General features: G+C 31.5%; 19 protein-coding genes and 1 pseudogene. 15 read left to right on the top strand and 5 right to left on the bottom strand.

Annotation, left to right across the window (positions count from 1 at the left end; genetic code table 11):
• The first annotated feature begins 21 nt into the window (after positions 1 to 21).
• From D6T69_RS06715 to D6T69_RS15965, 6 genes are all read left to right on the top strand, one after another.
• Positions 22 to 2,439, top strand: coding sequence for a heavy metal translocating P-type ATPase (locus D6T69_RS06715; RefSeq protein ID WP_125067015.1), 2,418 nt, complete (start codon positions 22 to 24; stop codon positions 2,437 to 2,439).
• A gap of 156 nt (positions 2,440 to 2,595) precedes the next feature.
• On the top strand, positions 2,596 to 2,817 hold the full coding sequence (locus D6T69_RS06710; RefSeq protein WP_125067014.1) for a heavy-metal-associated domain-containing protein: 222 nt from the start codon (positions 2,596 to 2,598) through the stop codon (positions 2,815 to 2,817).
• Between the two features lie 465 nt (positions 2,818 to 3,282).
• Entirely contained in the window at positions 3,283 to 4,113 is an 831-nt protein-coding gene (locus tag D6T69_RS06705; RefSeq protein ID WP_125067013.1) for a hypothetical protein, read from the top strand.
• Between the two features lie 323 nt (positions 4,114 to 4,436).
• The gene (locus D6T69_RS06700) at positions 4,437 to 5,369 is read left to right on the top strand and encodes a hypothetical protein (protein WP_125067012.1); all 933 of its coding nucleotides are present in this window, start codon (positions 4,437 to 4,439) and stop codon (positions 5,367 to 5,369) included.
• A gap of 121 nt (positions 5,370 to 5,490) precedes the next feature.
• On the top strand, positions 5,491 to 6,075 hold the full coding sequence (locus tag D6T69_RS06695) for a hypothetical protein (RefSeq protein ID WP_125067011.1): 585 nt from the start codon (positions 5,491 to 5,493) through the stop codon (positions 6,073 to 6,075).
• Between the two features lie 231 nt (positions 6,076 to 6,306).
• Positions 6,307 to 6,465 carry a hypothetical protein gene (locus D6T69_RS15965; RefSeq protein ID WP_164506698.1) on the top strand — a complete coding sequence of 53 codons (159 nt, stop codon included), beginning with the start codon at positions 6,307 to 6,309 and terminating at the stop codon, positions 6,463 to 6,465.
• A 149-nt stretch (positions 6,466 to 6,614) separates the two neighbouring features.
• On the opposite strand, the gene D6T69_RS06690 is transcribed toward D6T69_RS15965, so the two are convergent.
• On the bottom strand, positions 6,615 to 7,214 hold the full coding sequence (locus D6T69_RS06690; protein ID WP_125067010.1) for a leucine-rich repeat domain-containing protein: 600 nt from the start codon (positions 7,212 to 7,214) through the stop codon (positions 6,615 to 6,617).
• Between the two features lie 332 nt (positions 7,215 to 7,546).
• Here D6T69_RS06690 and D6T69_RS06685 point away from each other — a divergent pair, with 332 nt between their 5' ends.
• The 5 genes from D6T69_RS06685 (at position 7,547) to D6T69_RS06665 (ending at position 13,367) form a co-directional block, all read left to right on the top strand.
• On the top strand, positions 7,547 to 7,924 hold the full coding sequence (locus D6T69_RS06685) for a nuclear transport factor 2 family protein (RefSeq protein WP_125067009.1): 378 nt from the start codon (positions 7,547 to 7,549) through the stop codon (positions 7,922 to 7,924).
• Positions 7,925 to 7,937: 13 nt separating this feature from the next.
• Entirely contained in the window at positions 7,938 to 8,546 is a 609-nt protein-coding gene (locus D6T69_RS06680) for a hypothetical protein (protein ID WP_125067008.1), read from the top strand.
• A gap of 198 nt (positions 8,547 to 8,744) precedes the next feature.
• Complete coding sequence (locus D6T69_RS06675; RefSeq protein ID WP_125067007.1) at positions 8,745 to 11,075, top strand: discoidin domain-containing protein; 2,331 nt, start codon at positions 8,745 to 8,747, stop codon at positions 11,073 to 11,075.
• 211 nt (positions 11,076 to 11,286) lie between these two features.
• Positions 11,287 to 12,069 (top strand): tetratricopeptide repeat protein, encoded by a 783-nt coding sequence (locus D6T69_RS06670; protein WP_125067006.1) that lies wholly within the window; start codon positions 11,287 to 11,289, stop codon positions 12,067 to 12,069.
• Between the two features lie 113 nt (positions 12,070 to 12,182).
• Entirely contained in the window at positions 12,183 to 13,367 is a 1,185-nt protein-coding gene (locus tag D6T69_RS06665) for a hypothetical protein (RefSeq protein ID WP_125067005.1), read from the top strand.
• A 22-nt stretch (positions 13,368 to 13,389) separates the two neighbouring features.
• Here the strand turns inward: D6T69_RS06665 and D6T69_RS16085 are convergent.
• Positions 13,390 to 13,547: pseudogene (locus D6T69_RS16085) on the bottom strand (IS110 family transposase); the annotation flags it as partial.
• Between D6T69_RS16085 and D6T69_RS06660 the strand changes: the two are divergent.
• A complete protein-coding gene (locus D6T69_RS06660; protein ID WP_125067004.1) occupies positions 13,543 to 13,782 on the top strand; it encodes a hypothetical protein in 240 nt (79 codons plus the stop codon). The pseudogene D6T69_RS16085 and the gene D6T69_RS06660 overlap by 5 nt on opposite strands.
• Here the strand turns inward: D6T69_RS06660 and D6T69_RS06655 are convergent.
• The 3 genes from D6T69_RS06655 to D6T69_RS06645 all read right to left on the bottom strand — a co-directional run bounded on the left by D6T69_RS06655 (position 13,779) and on the right by D6T69_RS06645 (position 17,191).
• Positions 13,779 to 14,405, bottom strand: coding sequence for a tetratricopeptide repeat protein (locus D6T69_RS06655; RefSeq protein WP_125067003.1), 627 nt, complete (start codon positions 14,403 to 14,405; stop codon positions 13,779 to 13,781). The genes D6T69_RS06660 and D6T69_RS06655 overlap by 4 nt on opposite strands.
• 91 nt (positions 14,406 to 14,496) lie before the next feature.
• Positions 14,497 to 14,916: a DUF2141 domain-containing protein gene (locus D6T69_RS06650; protein WP_125067002.1), complete on the bottom strand. Its 420-nt coding sequence runs from the start codon at positions 14,914 to 14,916 to the stop codon at positions 14,497 to 14,499.
• A 118-nt stretch (positions 14,917 to 15,034) separates the two neighbouring features.
• On the bottom strand, positions 15,035 to 17,191 hold the full coding sequence (locus D6T69_RS06645) for a TonB-dependent receptor (RefSeq protein ID WP_125067001.1): 2,157 nt from the start codon (positions 17,189 to 17,191) through the stop codon (positions 15,035 to 15,037).
• A 235-nt stretch (positions 17,192 to 17,426) separates the two neighbouring features.
• Between D6T69_RS06645 and pdxH the strand changes: the two genes are divergently transcribed.
• The 3 genes from pdxH to D6T69_RS06630 are packed head-to-tail and all read left to right on the top strand — an operon-like array spanning position 17,427 to position 19,498.
• A complete protein-coding gene (gene pdxH / locus D6T69_RS06640) occupies positions 17,427 to 18,074 on the top strand; it encodes a pyridoxamine 5'-phosphate oxidase (protein ID WP_125067000.1) in 648 nt (215 codons plus the stop codon).
• 30 nt (positions 18,075 to 18,104) lie between these two features.
• A complete protein-coding gene (locus D6T69_RS06635) occupies positions 18,105 to 18,593 on the top strand; it encodes a SixA phosphatase family protein (protein WP_125066999.1) in 489 nt (162 codons plus the stop codon).
• 8 nt (positions 18,594 to 18,601) lie between these two features.
• On the top strand, positions 18,602 to 19,498 hold the full coding sequence (locus tag D6T69_RS06630) for a Ppx/GppA phosphatase family protein (protein ID WP_125066998.1): 897 nt from the start codon (positions 18,602 to 18,604) through the stop codon (positions 19,496 to 19,498).
• Positions 19,499 to 19,537 lie beyond the last annotated feature (39 nt).

Genomic DNA, 19,537 nt, shown 5'->3' with positions numbered 1-19,537 from the left:
TACAATTAATACAGTAAAAAAATGGCAACAAATAACAATAAAGATATCATTTACCTACCTCTAGAAGGTGTGGAAAGTGAACACTGTGCTTTAATCGTTGAAAAAGGATTAGCACATGTTGAGGGAATTGAAACCCACAAAGTAGAACTAAACAACCAAAGAGCTGCTATTACGGTTACTAACGAAGAAGTTCTTGCAAACGCCGTTACCGCTATAAAAGATTTGGGCTACGGTGTAACCACTGTTAAAAAAGTATTTCCAGTATTAGGTATGACTTGCGCCTCTTGTGCAGGAAGTGCTGAAAGTATTGTTAGCTACGAACCAGGTGTAGTAAATGCTTCGGTAAATTTTGCTAGTGGAAATTTAACGGTAGAATATCTTCCAAACATAACCAATGCTACAAAACTGCAAAAAGCAGTACAAGGTGCGGGTTATGATTTGCTAATTGAAGACGAAACCAAACAACAAGAAACCCTCGAAGCTATTCATGAAAAGAAGTTCAAGCAACTAAAAACCAATACCATGTGGTCGGTACTACTTTCGCTGCCTGTAGTTGTTATTGGTATGTTTTTTATGAACATGCCTTACGCCAACCCTATTATGTGGGCCTTCTCTACCCCTGTGTTATTATGGTTTGGTAAAGACTTTTTTATCAATGCATGGAAACAAGCCAAACATCGTTCTGCAAACATGGACACTTTGGTCGCTTTAAGTACAGGTATAGCGTATATATTTAGTGTATTTAACATGTTGTTTCCTAAGTTTTGGGAATCTAGAGGATTAGAAGCACATGTATATTTTGAGGCTGCTTCGGTTATCATCGCATTTATTCTGTTAGGAAAGCTATTGGAAGAAAAAGCCAAAGGAAACACCTCATCTGCCATTAAGAAATTGATGGGCTTACAACCTAAAACTGTGGTTGTGATACAACCTGACGGAATGGAAAAACAAACCCCTATTGAAGAAGTGAACGTAAATGATACTATTCTTGTCAAACCAGGAGAAAAAATTGCGGTAGACGGTATTGTTATTACAGGAAGCTCTTATGTAGATGAAAGCATGTTAAGTGGCGAACCTGTGCCTGTGCTAAAAGAAGAAAATGAAAAAGTGTTTGCAGGAACCATCAATCAAAAAGGAAGTTTTCAATTCAAAGCTCTTAAGGTTGGAAAAGAAACCATGTTGGCTCAAATTATTAAAATGGTACAAGATGCACAAGGTAGTAAAGCTCCTGTACAAAAATTGGTTGACAAAATTGCAGGTATTTTCGTACCTGTAGTTATGAGTATTGCTGTGATTACATTTATTATATGGTTTATTTTAGGGGGTGATAACGGAGTGGTTCAAGGATTGTTAGCTGCCATCACCGTATTGGTTATTGCATGTCCTTGTGCTTTAGGTCTTGCTACTCCTACCGCTATTATGGTGGGCGTTGGTAAAGGTGCCGAAAAAGGTATTTTAATTAAAGATGCTGAAAGCCTTGAATCTGCTAAAAAAGTAAATGCTATTATTTTAGATAAAACAGGAACTATTACCGAGGGAAAACCAGAGGTAACTGGTATATCTTGGTTACAGAATAATAATACTGCTAAGAACATTCTTTTAAGTATTGAGAAAAAATCTGAACACCCATTAGCAGAAGCAGTTGTAAAGTTTTTAGGAGATACTGCCACTACCCCACTAACAAATTTCGACAGTATTACGGGTAAGGGTGCTAAGGCTGATTATGATGGAAAAACCTTTTTTGTAGGTAATAAAAAACTATTAGTAGAAAATAAAGTTACCATAGCGGAAGAACTTTTAAAACAGGCAGACGGATGGAGCAAACAGGCTAAAACTGTTATTTGGTTTGCTAATAGTAAAGAAGCACTTTCTGTACTTGCTATTTCAGACAAAATAAAAGAAACCTCGGTACAAGCTATTAAAGAGTTACAGGCTATGAATATTGAATTATACATGCTTACAGGTGACAACGAAGCTACTGCAAAATCAATTGCTGAAGAAACAGGTATTCAACATTATAAAGCTGAAGTGTTACCACAACATAAAGCCGATTTTGTAAAAGAGTTACAGCAACAAGGAAAAACCGTTGCTATGGTGGGTGATGGTATTAACGACAGTACTGCCCTAGCTACTGCTGATGTAAGTATTGCCATGGGAAAAGGTAGTGATATTGCGATGGATGTTGCTAAAATGACCATTATATCATCTGACCTAAGTAAGATACCACAAGCCATAAAACTATCAAAACAAACGGTAGCTACCATTAAACAAAACCTATTTTGGGCATTTATTTATAACCTTATTGGTATACCTATTGCTGCTGGTATTTTATACCCAATTAATGGTTTCTTATTAAATCCTATGATTGCTGGTGCAGCCATGGCTATGAGTAGTGTTAGTGTAGTTACCAATAGCTTACGATTAAAATGGAAAAAGTAACAAGTGTTTCAGCACTAACAAGTGTCGGAACGTTTTAAATCTCACTTAATAAGTAAATCTGTAAATCTCACAAATCAATCTTAAAATAGTATAACAACAAACAGTCCCGTTGTGCTGAAATTTACAGTATTCAATAACTAATAAATTTTTAATATAATGGAAAATAATAAAGAGTTAAAATTCAAAACAAACCTTAACTGCGGAGGATGTGTATCAAAAGTTCAAGCTGATTTAGACAATGCTGAAGGTATTTGCCATTGGAATGTAGATACTAATTTTGATGATAAAGTTCTTACCGTAAGTTCTAAAGGAATTACTACGGATGAAGTAATTGCTATTGTAAAAAGTAAAGGTTTTAAAGCAGAACCTTTAGTATAAAAACAATTACACGACTCTCACTTACGCTGCAAATTGAAACAAAAGAGAACACCTGTGCTTTTGTAAGCTGTTAAATTAACTGTTTATAAAAATTTACACTTTAATACACCTCTCTTTGGGGTGTATTTGTTTTTTTTAATGACTTCTTTATACACCACAGCACCTAACAAACATTTTTCTACACAATACGAATATTTTACCTTTTTTGTTGTTTGAAGTTGCTCTCCTTAGGCAGTGAATGGCACTCCCCTTAGGCGGGGAGCATCGTTCCCCTTACCGAGGGAGTGTCGACCCGATTAGGCTTGGGGTGTCGACCCGATAAAAAAGTTACACTTTTTTATCTTACTTTTTTTATATTTGAGAGTGTAAATAAAATTGCTATATCTTCCATTTATTCTACTGTGTAAAATGCGTATTGGTAATTTTATTACGTATATAAACTAGTTATACTATAAAAATATTTAGATGAAAGATATATTCAATTCTATTTTCAAATCTTCAGAAGAAAGGTTAAAAAACCCATTCATCGGCACTTTTATAATATCTTTTATTGCTATCAACTGGAAGCCGATTATGGTACTTATAATTTCAGATAAAAAAATAGAAGATAGAATTGATTACATTGCCAAAAATTTTAATCATCTATCTCAAGTATTATATATCCCGTTAGCAATCGCTATATTTTATATAGGTATTCTTCCTTACATCATGATGATTTTCGATAAACTTACTTTTTACGCGTTGAGTCAAAGAAATGAAAATTTATATAAGAATAAACTCTTAGATATAACTGGCAAAAAATCGGTAGCAACCAGTGAGATTGAATTAGAAAATTTAAAATCGGATTTCAAAGAAAAATCAGATTTAAATAAGAAAATCAAAAAATTAGAAGAAGAAAAATCATTACAGGAGTCAAGAATAGAGAACTTTAATGATGAAAATACAAAACTAAAAAATCAATTATTATCTCTTGAGAAATCTTTAAATGAGAAAGACAGAAAAATTCAAGAATTGAGATATGAGTCCAAAGAAAACAATAACCAATTCAAAAATTATTATACTGAATATAATAGTACACCTCAGAATATTGTTTATGAGTTTGTAAATAGTTTACATATGATTAACAAATACCTTACAGATAGTAATTCTTTAAATAGAGAAAGTAAAAATATAATTGAACAGTTCTTATCTTTAGGACTCATTGAATCTCAAATTGATAATAACAAAAGAAAATTTATTATTTCAGATAAAGGACTTTATTTTATAAAAAGAGCATATTCTGATAATGTTATATAAATACGTTGCATAACAATGACTCCATAAAAAGTACGACTTGAACTCTATGCCTGCGGATATCCTTATGATGGAATTACAGGTCTAACCTTGTTCCTAAAATCATTTAACTTTAAAGCAGCTAAAATAGATGAAGGCGGAGGAATATATGATGTGGAATGGAAAAACGAAACGAAATTTGAACTAAAGGAAATAAAAACGGTAGCTAATTCATTGTGCAAAAAATAAAAGTAAAACTTAATCTATAAGTTTAAAGACCTAACTCTCTTAATCTTAAACTATATTTATTTCTCGATAACAAAATCATAATAAAACATTTATTACAAATGAAAAAACTTACAATAATTTTAATTCTAGCTTTTATTGTATTTACTTCCTGTAAGCAGAGCAAACAAGAAAAACAACAAGTAACTCCTGAAAAATTTGAGTTTACCGAGCTTATAAAAGAAGATTACGAACTTTATAAACCAACTAAAGAAATTAAGGCGGTTTTAATTTTGTTTGGAGGTTACCCAGAAGTTGCTAAAGACATTAAAAGAGAGTTTAAAATTCTTGATATCGCTAGAGAAAATAATATTGCGGTTATACTTTCTAATCTTAATCAGAAATTATGGCTTGAAGAAAACGAAAAACAACAACTTGCTAAAAGTTTACAAACTATAATTACAGAAAATCAATTACCAACTGACAATATTATTATTGGAGGTTTTTCTAGTGGTGGAGTTGTTAGTCTTCTAATAAGCAATTATATTATTGGGAAGAAACAATTTTATATCGATCCAAAAGGAGTATTTATAGTAGATTCTCCAATAGATTTGGTTGCTTTGTATAAATCTTCAGAAAAAAATATAGAACGAAACTTTTCAGAGCCTTCAATTTTAGAAAGTACTTGGCTATTAGAAACATTAGGTAATAACTTTGGCAACCCTAAAGACAGTATTAAAAAATACGAGGAGAAGGCTATATTTACCTCTAGTACAGACAATATTTCTAACATAAAGAAACTAAAAAACACTAAGATTAGACTTTACACAGAACCTGATACTTTATGGTGGAAAAAGAATAGAATGGCTGATTATGACCAAATGAATGCCTTCTATATCAAAAAATTATATGAGAGTCTAAAAACTAAAGGTTTTAATAATGTTGAGTATATACCAACCACAAACAAAGGGTATAGAGCAAATGGTGAACGACATCCTCATAGTTGGGCTATTGTAGACAAAAAAGACCTAATAAACTGGGTATTGACAAAATAATATTGGTTATAAATAACTGCTTGTACTCTCCTGCTTCTGAATATATTCAGTTTACATTTACTAAATTAGGCCCCCAAAACAAGTAACAATCCTTATACTTTATAAAAAACAATAAAGATTAATGAAAATTAAATTAATAAGAATCAGTAAAAACGAATGGATTTCATTTATTCTAACTTTAATAGCAACCCTAGCGGGTGTTTTAATTGCTATTTGGCTAACTAATTCAGGTATTAGAAATAAAGAAAAAGAAGACACTATAAAGCTTTTACACACTGCTAAATTAATTTTAGCTAATACAAGTGAATATTCTAATAATCTAAATAAAACAATACTTAAATTTGAACAGGATACTGTTAACTATACAAAAGAAAAATTAGAATCTGTGAAAGCAAACAACCCTATTCCATATCCTGATTTATTAGAAACAATAATATCAAATGAATTAATATCTAAAAACGTATCAGAATACTCTCATAATTCTATTTATAACAATTTAATTAATCTTAGAAAATTATCCCAATATGAAACCGCTGAATATTATCTTAAATTATTGGAAGAAATGATGCTTAATTTAGACCTAGAAATAGAGTTCCAAAAAGATGAAATAGATGTCAATGAATTAGAATCCAAATTTGAACTAGAAAAAAAATTAATTGAAAATAAGTATTCTACTAAAAATATATCAGTGATTAAAACTGATTAAAAAACGTAATAGACAATAAAATAGATAGCGTAACCTCTTATAATCTGGACCGTAATAGCCAATTTGAGTTTCTAAGTAGAAAATGATAGTTTGTTAACCTCATTTATATTTTTAAATTCTAGATAATTGTTAACTTCTGTTAAATAAGGTTTTACCGTACTTTTATTACGGTTTATTTCATTTTTTCATTTTTATTTATTCATAAGTTTGATAAATTTAAAACTCAAAATTATGTTAAAGAACATTTCAAGCTTAGGTGCTGTTTTAAACAAACAGGAACAACAATCTATTAACGGGGGAAATGAAAACTGTGGAGTTTTCACTAGACCTTGTCAAGAAGGCTATGGTTTTGATGAGAATTGCAACTGTATACCTGAACCAGGTAACTAAATTTTTATTAGCGAACTTCAGTTCGCTATTTTCCTTTTAAAACCTATTCTTGTTTTAAATACAATGAAGCTCAGTAATCAACTGAATATAAAAACAGTCACCTTAACTTAATAAAGTGACTGTTTTTTATTAACTCCAATCAACACCATCTAGTACAACACAAAATCAATATTTTCAATATCTGATCCTCTAAAGGCTCCAGTAATACTACCTTCTAATTTTTGAGGCATATTTACCTTTTTTAACCTCTTGCTATCCTTAAAGGAGTCGCTCCCTAGGGTTGTTATGTGTTCTGGAATTGTAAGTTCTTCAAAATTATTTTCAGTAAAACAATCGTTATACAATGTAGTTACCGATTCTGGTAAATCTATACTCGTAAGTGCATTTCCTACAAAGCAAAACATATGAATCGTTGTAATTGGTGCTTCAATAACAAGTTTTTCAATCTTATTTCTTCCAAAAGCCCCTCCTCTAATTTCTGTAACTTTTGAAGGAATTACCAGCTCTTTAATTTCATTTTTATAAAAAGCATCCTCATCTATATACTCTAAAAATTTTGGTAAAACTACAGCTTTCAGCCCTTTGTTATCAAAAGCTTTCCTTAATATATACTTTAAAGGTTTGTTGTTAATATTATTAGGTATAACAACATCAGTAGACTTTCCTATGTAGTCTAAAATTGCAACACCACCATTAAGTTCTCTAAAAGAATAATCCTCATTTTTTAAAATAGCAACTTGCTCTTCCATTTTGTTTAATCTAATGTTTTATTATTAATTACAAGTATCAAATGTATACCGTAGGTAGTAGCCTATAAAAAGTAGTTTGTTTTCGTAGCAATTGTTTTTATATTCGTAGTCATACTAGCCAATACTGTTTATTATTCAGTTGTACACAAGTTGCTCTAATTACTACCATTCTAAAAAGTACTGTATGAAAATAACACTGTAAAATTTTGCCGAAGCCAACTTCCCTAATTATTTCAAACTTGTGAATAATGAAAAAATTATGGAAATGATTATTGAAAGAGCAATAGAATTGGAAGAAACTAAAAACAACTTTTAAAAACTAATATTTAACGATGAATAAAAATAAAATAGCAAAAAAATACCTAGAACACCTAGAAAATGGAAATATAGAAAAGGTAATTAACCTGTTTAGTAATAACGGAATTGTTGAGTCTCCTATCTATGGAATTAAAAAAGCAGACGAATTTTATCGTGAATTAAATAATGACACTTCTAATTCTGAGCTTTTCCTAAAAGGGATTTTTGAACAAAATGATTCTAACAATTTAGCACTATACTTTACCTATAAATGGACTTTAAAAAACAATGAAAAAGTAGAGTTTGATGTTGTTGATATTATTGAACTTAATTCTGAAAACAAAATAACTAAGCTAAAAATAATTTACGACACAGTTATTTCTAGAAAGTTAGTCAATGACTTAAACGAGTAAAGCTAAACCAAAAATGCTGAAGTTTTTAAAGAAAATATTTAGTAAAAAAGGAGCCTTTTTTGGGGCTTCTAATTATGAAATAGATAATATGATTTGTGGCATTGGAGAATCTAAAATCTTAAAAACTGAAATTGAAATTTTAGCATACCCATTTAAACCATCATTTGTGTTCCCTAATAAAAAAATTAAAGCTAATGAAATAACTGCTATTTGCCATCAATCCTATCCTCCATTAATTAAAATTGGTGATGAAGTTATATTTATTTCAAGAGAACATGCCGAATCTCTTAAAGAATTTACAGAAAGAAATAACATAGCTACTTTTAAAGAAACAAAAAACTGGAATTGGTTACTAGAACCTTACCTTGATACAGAAAACACTCCGGAGGAAGACATTAAAATAAACCAATTACTTAATAAACATGGTTTTTCTGACTCTGAAATAATGAAAATAAGAACAGAAGTAGAAAAGCAAATGTATAAATACAATTTTGACACCATGCTTTGGGATTGGTTTAGTTTGGGTTTACCAGATGTTTTAGCTGCCATGAGAGTTAAGTATAACGAAAAAGAGTTTACTGACTTTTATAAAAGAGCTATGGAAATTGAGCTTAGATCATAAAAACAAATAACTTCCCCTACTCTAATATTTTAATTAAACATACTAAGGATTGTTATCTACAACTACAAAAATAACAATGACTTAACAAACCGTTTACGCTCTCTTCACTCATGTAAATGATTAGTTTATACATTTGATGCTTAATCAATTAACTATTTCTGTAGATGAGATTCTATAAATCAAACTAATTTAACCCCCATGAGAAAAACTATTATTTTTGTCTGCTTCTTATTAATAGGAAGCCTTATCAAGTTACACGCACAAAGTGTAAATCCTTCAAAAACCACTTATACACCTAACGAAGCTATTACTATCAATTTTTCTGACGGTCCTGGCAATGCAAAAGACTGGATTGGTATTTATAATCAAGGTGATACACCTAGTATTGTAAGCTCTATTGATTGGTTATATGTAAACGGAAAACAAAGTGCTACCAAAAAACTTAAAAATGGTACGGTTACCTTTTCAGCTGGTTTACCAAATATTGGAACTTATAAAGTGTATTTTTTTAAAAATGACGGATACACGGTATTAGCTTCTTCAAGTTTTAAGGTTGGTACAGAAACTCCAACCTGTACTCCTATTTCACAATCTGGATGGAGTTTACAGTATGTAGACAGCCAAGAAACATCAGGTGAAAACGGAGTAGCTACCAATGCTTTTGATGGGGATACGTCAACTATTTGGCATACCGAATGGAGTGCTAGTCAACCTACACACCCACATGAAATTCAAATTAACTTAAACGGTATCTACGATGTCTGTGAGTTAAAATACTTACCTCGTCAAACAGGAACCAACGGTACAATTGCCGATTATCAAATTTATGTAAGTGATACCCCTTCTAATTGGGGAGCTGCTGTTGCGACTGGAACCTTCGCTTCCAATCAAACAGAAAAAACGGTTAGTTTTCCTAAAAAACAAGGACAATATGTTCGCTTAGTTGCTACTTCTGATATTAATGGTGGAAATTATACTTCAGCTGCGGAGATTAATATCAGCGGTACCTTAATTCAATCAGGAGCTCCAGTAGCTAACTTCACTTCAAACACCTCTTCTATTATTTCAGGACAACAAATTTCTTTTACAGATAGTTCTACGAACAATCCTACCTCTTGGAATTGGACATTTGAAGGAGGGACTCCTACTACGAGTACTGCTCAAAATCCGGTAGTGACCTACAATACAGAAGGAACTTATAATGTTACTTTAACCGCAAGCAATACCACAGGTAGTAATACCATTACTAAAACAAGCTATGTTACTGTTCGTAACACCAACAGTCTTAAAGTATTGCAATTTAATATTTGGCAAGAAGGAACTTCGGTACCTAACGGAATGACCTATATCAGAGATGTCATTGCCAACGTGAATCCGGATATTGTATGTTTTAGCGAAGTGAGAAACTATACGGGTGATTGGACCACTAAAATTGTAAACAATCTTGCGGCTATTGGCTTAAACTATCACAGAGGTTATGCCAGTGGTGATGTTTCTATCATTAGTAAATACCCTATCACCTCATCGGGTACGAACCTTGGAGCGATTTCTGTTTTTGATGTAGATGTTAACGGACAAAGCATTGTGGTAGCAACCGCACACTTAGATTATACGTATTACGCTACCTATCTTCCAAGAGGATACAACTGTGGAGGTTCTTCACCTTATACAGGATGGAGTAAAATAGGAGCTGCCAACCAAGATCCACAACCAGTTACCGATCCTGCTATCATTTCAGAACAAAATTTAGGTTCACGAAGAGATGAGCAAATTGCTTCGTTTATCAATCATATAAAAAATGAAACTCGTCCAATAATTTTGGTAGGTGATTTTAACGAACCATCGCACTTAGACTGGACAGCAAGACAAGCAAATATGTTTGACCACCACGGAGTGGTATTCCCTTGGCATACGACCAAAACTTTAGAAAATAATGGCTTTGTTGATGCTTTTAGGGAAGTATATCCTGATGAAGTTGCCAATCCTGGTATCACATGGCCTTCAGTAGCTACAGGTGTTGGAAGTACTAGCTGGACACCAGAAGCTGACGAGAGAGATCGTATTGACTATATTTTTTACCGAGGTTCTACCCTTTCTGCAACTAACGCTGCCATTGTAGGTCCAAAAGCATCGTATGTTAACAATGTATCGAGTACCGCAAACACACAAAACGAGACCTTTGAAGCTGACCAACTACCTTGGCCTTCTGACCATAAAGGGGTAAGTGCTGTGATTAATCTATCTGCAAATACTACTGCTAGAATGTTTGAAACAACCGATAACACTTCACAAACCAATGATACCTTTAGCTTATATCCAAACCCAACAAAAGGTATGGTGAATATCAAGTGTGAAGACTGTGCTCCGTTTACCTATACAGTACGAAACTTTTTAGGGCAAACAGTTTTACAACAAACCGCCAAACAAAAAAATGTGAATATCAATTTAAAATCAGCTCCTAAAGGAATGTATTTTGTTGATATTAAAACCAAGGACAAAACTCTTACCTGTAAAATTATAAAAGAGTAAAACGCCCAAGAAGCTGCTACAGAAATAGATAATTATTAATACCGCAAAATCCCAAGTTAGTAACTTGGGATTTTTTACTATATTTAGTTCATGAAAAAGAATAAAATTACTAAAGCTTCCGATTATCATATGTATACAAGGGATAAAAGTAGTTTTACTTCTTATATAACAAGTTGTAACCAATAAACCCAAACTAGATTAATTTTACCATATGAAAATAATTGCCTTTATGGTTGTTTTATTACTAACATCTTGTAAAAATGATAAAATGGACAAAAAAGTAGTCACACACAAAACTATACCAATTACCACTTCATCTGAAAAGGCGAGAGAACATTTTGAAAAAGCAAGATTTTTAGTTCAAAATGGAATAAATGGAAATCCTGTGGAACATTATGAAAAAGCTATTAAGTTAGATAGCAGCTTCGTTAGAATGTACAACTTTATATCAATGTATTCTCAAGACGATTCAATAAAAAAACAAAATCATCAACTTGCGAAAAGATATAAGCATTTAGTTTCCAAAGAAGAACAGATGTTAGTTGATGCAACCGAATTTAGGTTAAACAATCCTGATGATATTTATGAAGCTAAATTATTTGAACTAACAGAGTTAAGTCCGTCTGACAAATATCTTCATCATAGCATTTGCTTTTTACTTTTTAGAAAAAATCCAAGTTTAGCTATTAAAGCAGGAAAAAAATCAGTTGAGTTAGATAAAGACTATGGTTCTGGATATAATATTTTAGGGTATGCTTACATAAACAACAATGAATTTGACAAAGCAAATGAAGCTTTTGATAACTTCATTAGATGCGAACCTAAAAATGCTAATCCTTATGATTCTAAAGCTGATTTAATGTTAAAATTAGGCAATTACAAAGAAGCTTTAAAACTAAAACAAAAGGCATATAAATTAGATAAATCTTTTGACTGGATTCCTGAAGAAGTAGTTGACATCAAAGCTAAAATAGACTCATTAACAAATAAATAATTACCGATTACAACAAGTTGTATAACGAATGAGGCGCAATTATAGTTCTCCGTGAGACTAGTGTTTCACTTTCCTCACACCTAGAGCGTTACGCAACATTTAAGATATAAGAAATGCTAAAAAACACTTTAACTATAATATTATTTTTTGCTCTTACAACATTATTTGCCCAAGAAGCAGTTATAATTCCAAGGTTTTTGTATAACCCTATGGATTCGATTTCAAAACAGAATTTCAATCAAAGTTTGGAGTCATTTTTTTCAGAAATAACAAAAGGCAAAATAAATAAAAGTCTGTTAACCCCTAAAAGAGCAGAACTAACTCAATCACAGCTTCAGGAATTGATAAGCTACGAAACCAAGAAGGATAGTACGACTTCAAAACTTCAAGATAAACGATTGATAAATTTATATCCAATATCAAATAATGATTATTTTATTTCCATTTCATACACTCATCAGAAACCTAAATCCAACCCTACTCTTCTATATATCTTTAATTTAATTGCAACAAAAGAGGGAAATAAATTTACATTTTCAGTTCCAATTGATTATTTGACTCGCTACTGGAAAACACAAGTTATTGGTAATATCACTTATCATTTTAGAGATAATCTTAACATAGAAAGAGCAAAACTATTCAATAAAAAAAATTCTGAGATAGCTATGAAATTAGGGTTAAAACCTGAGAAGTTAGACTTTTATATGACTGATAATTTCCAAGAGATATCAAAACTCTTAAGTTTTGGATATTCACTTTTTTCAAACGGAAAATATCGAGATGGTTATGGTGTAGACTGTAAAACAATTTTTGCAGTAATGAACAACGAAGACTTTTCTCACGATATATTCCATTACTATTCTGGGAAAATTAACAAACGTGAAAACCGCAATTGGATTACCGAGGAAGGAATTGCCTACGCGTGGGGAAATGCTTACTACACAGACAAGAAAGGTGAAATGATTACAAACAAAAGACTTATAACAAAGTTAAAAGATTACCTAATAAAAAACCCTAATGCTAATCTCTTTGAAATTTTCAGCAAAAATAAAAAAATTTTCAACGATATAGCACCTGAAATTTCCGTACGTTCTACAATGTCCGGAATTATTGCTCTTGAAATTGAAGCAAAAAAGGGAAAAGAAGGAATTACAAAACTAATTAATGCAGGTCGTAAAAACAGATTGGAAAGTTATTTAAAAACTACCGATGAATTAATTGGAATTAACAATAAAAATTTCAATGTAAAGATGAAAGAACTAATTAACAAATATCAAAAAGCTTTGTATATCAAATAATTAAGTTAAAAACCAAATCTTTTTAGCTTAATTTAGATACAAAATTCTCGTCGTAAGGTAAACCGCTTTTTACAATTGAAAATACTTGTTTTAATAATTTATTTGCTACGGAAATAAGTGTTCGTTTTTATTCTTTTCTTTACTTACCAATCTTTCGTATAGTTCCCCACATGCTTTGTTATTTCCTGCGGGAAAAATTTGGAAAGAATACAATACCTATAAAGATAAAGAATCTTTATACGGTCTAGATAACTTCCATCCTTCTACTGCTGGAAGCTTTTTAGCTGCACTTACTATTTTTCATCAATTATATCCAACAAAAAACCTTCAACAACTCCCTTTTAAAAAGTATAAAAAATGGGTAGCTGATGAAGATTCTTTTAACTTATTAATTCAGTTGGTACAAAAGTATTAGGACTTCATACACTTTTTCAACACCTGTTCTGCTCTTTGTACATTAAACTTAGGATAAAATTTTTCTTTTATTTTTTCTTCCTTTCCCAACTCAATAGCTCTTTTTACGTTATTACAAAAAGGTTCTGTAGATTGACCAAAAAAACGTGCTGCTCCCATATCTGACTCTGCTTTACTTAAAATAACTCTCGGATTGTTAGGTGCTAATTTTAGTGCTTTTTCATACAACGCCGCATTTTTCATCGACATAGTCATCCCGTACTTCTGCCCATCAAAAGCCATATATGAAACATGTAATAATGCCTGTGTAATTAATATTTCTGGGTTTTCTGGTGAAATTGATTTAGCGGTATCTAAAAACTCTTGTGCCTTATTTAATTTAGCTATTAACGTTGCTTCTTCTTTTATTTGAAAACTTTCTAAAATGTTAATCATTCCTGCGTAATAAGACGGCAACCAGTTGTCTTTTTCTGCTTTAGAAATACGTTCGAATAATTGAGCTGCTTCCGTTGTTTTATTTGCTCCCCATAACTCAAATGCCTTTACCATTCCTTTTTCGTATTTACTTTGTGCTGAAATACTTATTGTTAATACTAATAGAACTAATGTGATTATTTTTTTCATCTTTTTAATCTTAATTGTTTTGTTTTTATTACTCTACGGGAAGTAGGGTATATTCATTAAATACTCTATCAAGTAACTAATTCTTCTTTTGTTAATTTATATTAATCACTAATGACATGTCTTTATTTACCAAAAATTTGGCGTCTTTATATCTTGGAGGCCCCATAAATCCTTTTGCATCGTTAGAAACTCCTATTGGCTCTTTTGGTATTCCTATAAAATTTGTATCCATTTTTTTATTATCATTTGTATCGTGAAAGCAAGAAACCGCATATGTTCCTTTTGGAATATCGTGAAACTCAACCCTCGCCTTTTTATTAGTTATCTTTACAACCTCTCCCTTATACCCTTCTTTTAAAAAACTTTTCTCCGTATTGTATAACGCCACAAATAATGCGCCTTTATCTGATTTTATTCCTTTAAAATCAATTGAAACTGCATGTGTATTTTGAGCTACCATAGCTGTTAAGCACCCAAATAAAATTATCATTGTTAAAATTGTTTTTTTCATCTGTCTCGTATTTATTTTAGAAAAATTGATTTTATTTTGACTATTCAAATATCTTTTGATTTTCGTTAATTATATAAAAAAGAATACTGAATCGTTATTTTTAATTACTGAATTGTTGTTATAAGTTATTTAACTGATTATCCTTTTTATTATCACTAATCGTCCAAAAGAATCCTACAAAGAAGAAACTATCCGCTGATGGTATTATAGCTTGTCGATTAAAAGTCCCAGCTGGATTGGGTGTGTTTTTATAATTATATCCAAACACATTTTGTGTTCCTAACACATTATTTACTGAGAAATACAAGATTTTTTGCTGACTAATTAAGTATGCCCAATTTAAGCTTACAGAATTATAACTCTTTGTTTTTTGATTTAAAAAGCCACCTTTATTAGGGTTTGTATAACTTCGTCCAGATGCAAAATTATAACTCATTCCTACTTGACTTTTCCAATCTGCAATCCAATGTTTTGCTACGACTGATAAGTTGTGTTTTGATGCAAAGTTTGGTGTAGCTTTTACTGGGTAGTTTTTATAATCTCTTTCTGTATCTAAAAACGAATAGGAAACCCAATAATCTGTATTTTTTACATTTTTATTATCTCTCCAAAAAATATCTATTCCTTTTGAATACCCTTCTCCTAAGTTTGAGAAATTTGAATAGGGTAATGCTCTATCAGTATCATATTTTACTAAATCTTGATACTTTTTATAATATCCTTCTATTCTTAAAATTTGTTTGTTTTTAACATATTGATAATTTGCTATAAAATGAGAAGTATTCTCTGCTTTAAATTGCATGTTGAATTTTAGGTATTCATTTTTCGGATTTTGATAAAAGCGTCCGTAAGCAAATGAAAACTGTGCGTTTTCTCCCGGTTTATAAGCTATAGAAGCTCTTGGTGAAATGGTGAACTCATCTAACAATTCAGAGTTTTCCATGCGTACTCCTACTTTCGTTGCTAACTTTTTACTAAAAAAGATATCTGCTTCAATAAAACTTCCAAAAATATTATTGTCAAATCCGTACGTAGTATTTCCATTCGTTTCGCTTCTATAATCTTCAGAGAAATCGGTTATGAAATATTCTGCACCAAAATTCAGTTTAAATCGGTTTGAAAATCTCTTTTTCAACGTTGCCTTAACATGAGCTGAGTTTTCATTATCTACAACCTTATCATCCAATATATTCATCTTTGAATTATCATTAGTAAACGACACCCCTCCTGAAACTGTCCAGTTATTAGCTAAATGTTGTTTATAGGATCCGTTGAAATATAAGTTTCTATTTTTCAATCCAAAACGAAATCCGTCTTTATAATTAATATCATCTTGAATCATATCAAAATCAGTATAACTATATGCTCCATATAATTTTAACAAAGACTCATTTTTAAATCTACAACGATATACAGCTTCACCATTTAATGATTGCACTGGTTTGTTCCAAGTATTCCTATCGGGAAATAATTTTTGATAAGGTGCTAAATTGATATACGAAGCGTTCACACTTAGTGAGTTTTTTCCAAATACTTGCGTGTTTCCTACTCCTAAACCAACTGTCATTAGTGAGATGTCTGTCTTCTCTTTTATTGCTTCGTCATTCGTGTTTAGTAATAAAACACTCGATAGTGCTTGACCATATTCTGCTGAATATCCTCCTGTAGAAAATGTAATTCCTTTAAATAAAAATGGAGAAAATCGACCACGTGTAGGAATGTTACGTGCCGAAGGACTATACGGAGTAAACACTCGAATTCCATCAATAAAAATTTGTGTTTCATCCGCTTCCCCTCCGCGAACAAATAAACGTCCATCTTCACTAACCGAAGAGGTTCCTGGTAATGTTTGCAAGGCTCCAACAAAATCTCCCAAAGCACTTGCTGTTGTTACTACATCTAACGGTTTTAAAGCGGTTACTTTCGCATTATCTCCTGCTTCAAAAGTTCCAGCATTAATTGTCACAGCATCTAAGGTGGTTACATCTTCACGAAGAACAATTTTCATGTTTGTGAATGTGGAAACATCTCCTGTTTTTATACACGTTTCAAAAGAAATAAAAGATACAACCAAAGTTTGCTTTCCTGTTTCAGAAGTAGTAAACGAAAAATCTCCTTTTGCATTAGAAGAAGTTCCGTCATAAGTTCCTTCTAAATATATATTTGCCCCTTCAATAGGATTCCCTTTAGTATCAGTTACTTTTCCTGCAATAGTAGTTTGTGCAATTAATAATGTATGCATTAAAAAACATACAATAAGTAATAAATGTTTCATTTTGTTCGTTTTTGACACTACAAAACTGCTTTCTTTTCAAACTTTAACACAAAAAGAAATACTCAACTGTATAATTTTACGGATGAATTGTTTTGCATATCAAAACTAAGATTACTTAACTCTCCTTATTTTACCTTTCTTGCTTTTGTTTATTCAAATCTTGCTAAATTTTAATACCTAAGGCCTACAATACTTTTGATAAAGTTGTACTTTTACATAGTATAAATTAACAATAATGGCACACGATTTAAGTGACTATAGAAAATCTTACGAAAAAAGAGAGTTACTAGAGCATAACTGTCCTGAGAATCCTATTGAATTGTTTAGGGATTGGTTTTTTGCTGCAGATGAATCTGAAATGGTAGAGGAAGCAAATGCTATGACGATTGCGTCTATTGGATTAGATGGTTATCCAAAAAGCAGGGTTGTTTTATTAAAAAAATACACTTGGGAAGGTTTTATTTTTTATACCAATTACAATTCAGAGAAAGGAAAGGCTATTTTAAATAACAATCATGTATGCCTATCTTTTTTTTGGGCTGGTTTAGAACAACAAATTATCATTAAAGGAAAAGCTGAGAAGCTTGCTGAGAATTTGTCTGACGGGTATTTCGAATCGAGACCAGATGGAAGTAAATTAGGCGCTTGGGCTTCTAATCAAAGTGAAGTAGTTACCTCTCGTAATGAGCTAGATAACAATCTTGCTTCTTTTGAAAAAAAGTTTGAGAATCAAGAAATCCCAAGACCTAAACATTGGGGTGGTTTTTTAGTAAAACCAGTTTCTATTGAGTTTTGGCAAGGGCGCCCTAACCGTATGCACGATCGCATTAGGTACACCTTACAAAAAGATTTTTCTTGGAAACTTGAACGTTTAGCTCCTTAGTTTTATATTTACATAGCTTTTTATAATTAAATGAAAACACTTTATATCGTTCGTCACGCAAAATCATCATGGAAATATGAGAGCGTTAAAGATATTGACAGACCTTTAAAAGAACGTGGTATTAACGATGCCCATCTTTTATCTAAGTACCTAGCGGAAGAAATAAAAAGACCTGACGTATTTCTTTCTAGCAGTGCCAACAGAGCGCTTCATACAGCTGTTATTTTTTGTGAGAACTTTGGATATCCTTTATCCAATCTTAAAATAAAACGTCAGTTGTATAGCTTTAGTGATGGTTATTTGGTTAAAACTGTAAAAGCTCTTGATGATAGTTTCAATAGTGCTATTGTTTTTAGCCACGACCATGGTATAAATAGTTTTGTAAATAAGTTTGGAAACAAACCTATTGCACATGTAACTACTTGCGGTGTTATTGGAATAGAGTTTGATACAAAGCACTGGAAAGATATTAAAAAAGGGAATACAATTTTAGTTGAGTTTCCTAAAAACCATAGATAAATCAGTACATTTTGAAGATAAAGAAGTACGGCGCTATTGATATAGGATCTAATGCAGTAAGGTTATTAGTAGCCAACGTTATTGAAGAAAAAAACAAAGAACCACAATTTAAAAAATCATCCTTAGTTCGCGTGCCTATTCGTTTAGGAGCCGACGCTTTTGTCTCTGGAAAAATATCAGAGGCTAATACTCAAAGAATGCTTGACGCAATGCAAGCCTTTAAATTAATCATGAAAATTCATGGTGTTGAAAGGTACAAGGCCTGTGCAACTTCAGCAATGAGAGAAGCTGAAAATGGAGAAGAAGTTGCCGCTACTATTTTAAAAAATACTGATGTTAAGATTGATATTATTGACGGAAAAAAAGAAGCTGCCATAATTTCATCTACAGATTTAAATCAATTAATAGAGTCAGATGCTACCTACTTATATGTAGATGTTGGTGGTGGTAGTACAGAGTTCACCTTATTTTCTAAAGGAAAAATCATCAACTCTAAATCCTTTAAAATAGGTACTGTACGTGTACTTAATAATACAAAACCTGAAAATAAAGCACTTTTTAAGAAGGTTCAAAAATGGATTGAAGAAAATACTAGTGATTACAAGCGTATTTCTTTAATTGGTTCAGGAGGAAACATTAATAAGCTATTTAAAATGTCTGGTAGAGATAGTGGTAAACCTATTTCTTACATCTATCTTAATGCTCAGTATCAATTCTTGAAAAAGATGAGTTATCAGGAACGTATTTCAGAATTAAGTTTAAACCCTGATAGAGCTGATGTAATTATTCCTGCTACAAAAATATATTTGTCTGCTATGAAATGGAGTGGCGCAAGAAAAATTTATGTTCCTAAAATTGGGCTTTCAGATGGAATCATCAAAAGCTTATATTTCAACAAGCTTTAAACATTATTTGTGACTCTTTTAAAATTATGGTGTCATATA

The organism is Tenacibaculum singaporense, assembly GCF_003867015.1.
In the GTDB taxonomy this organism is placed as follows: Bacteria; Bacteroidota; Bacteroidia; order Flavobacteriales; family Flavobacteriaceae; genus Polaribacter; species Polaribacter singaporensis.
The sequence above is the reverse complement of the archived record's forward strand: the minus strand, read 5'-3'. Positions and strand labels throughout refer to the sequence as shown.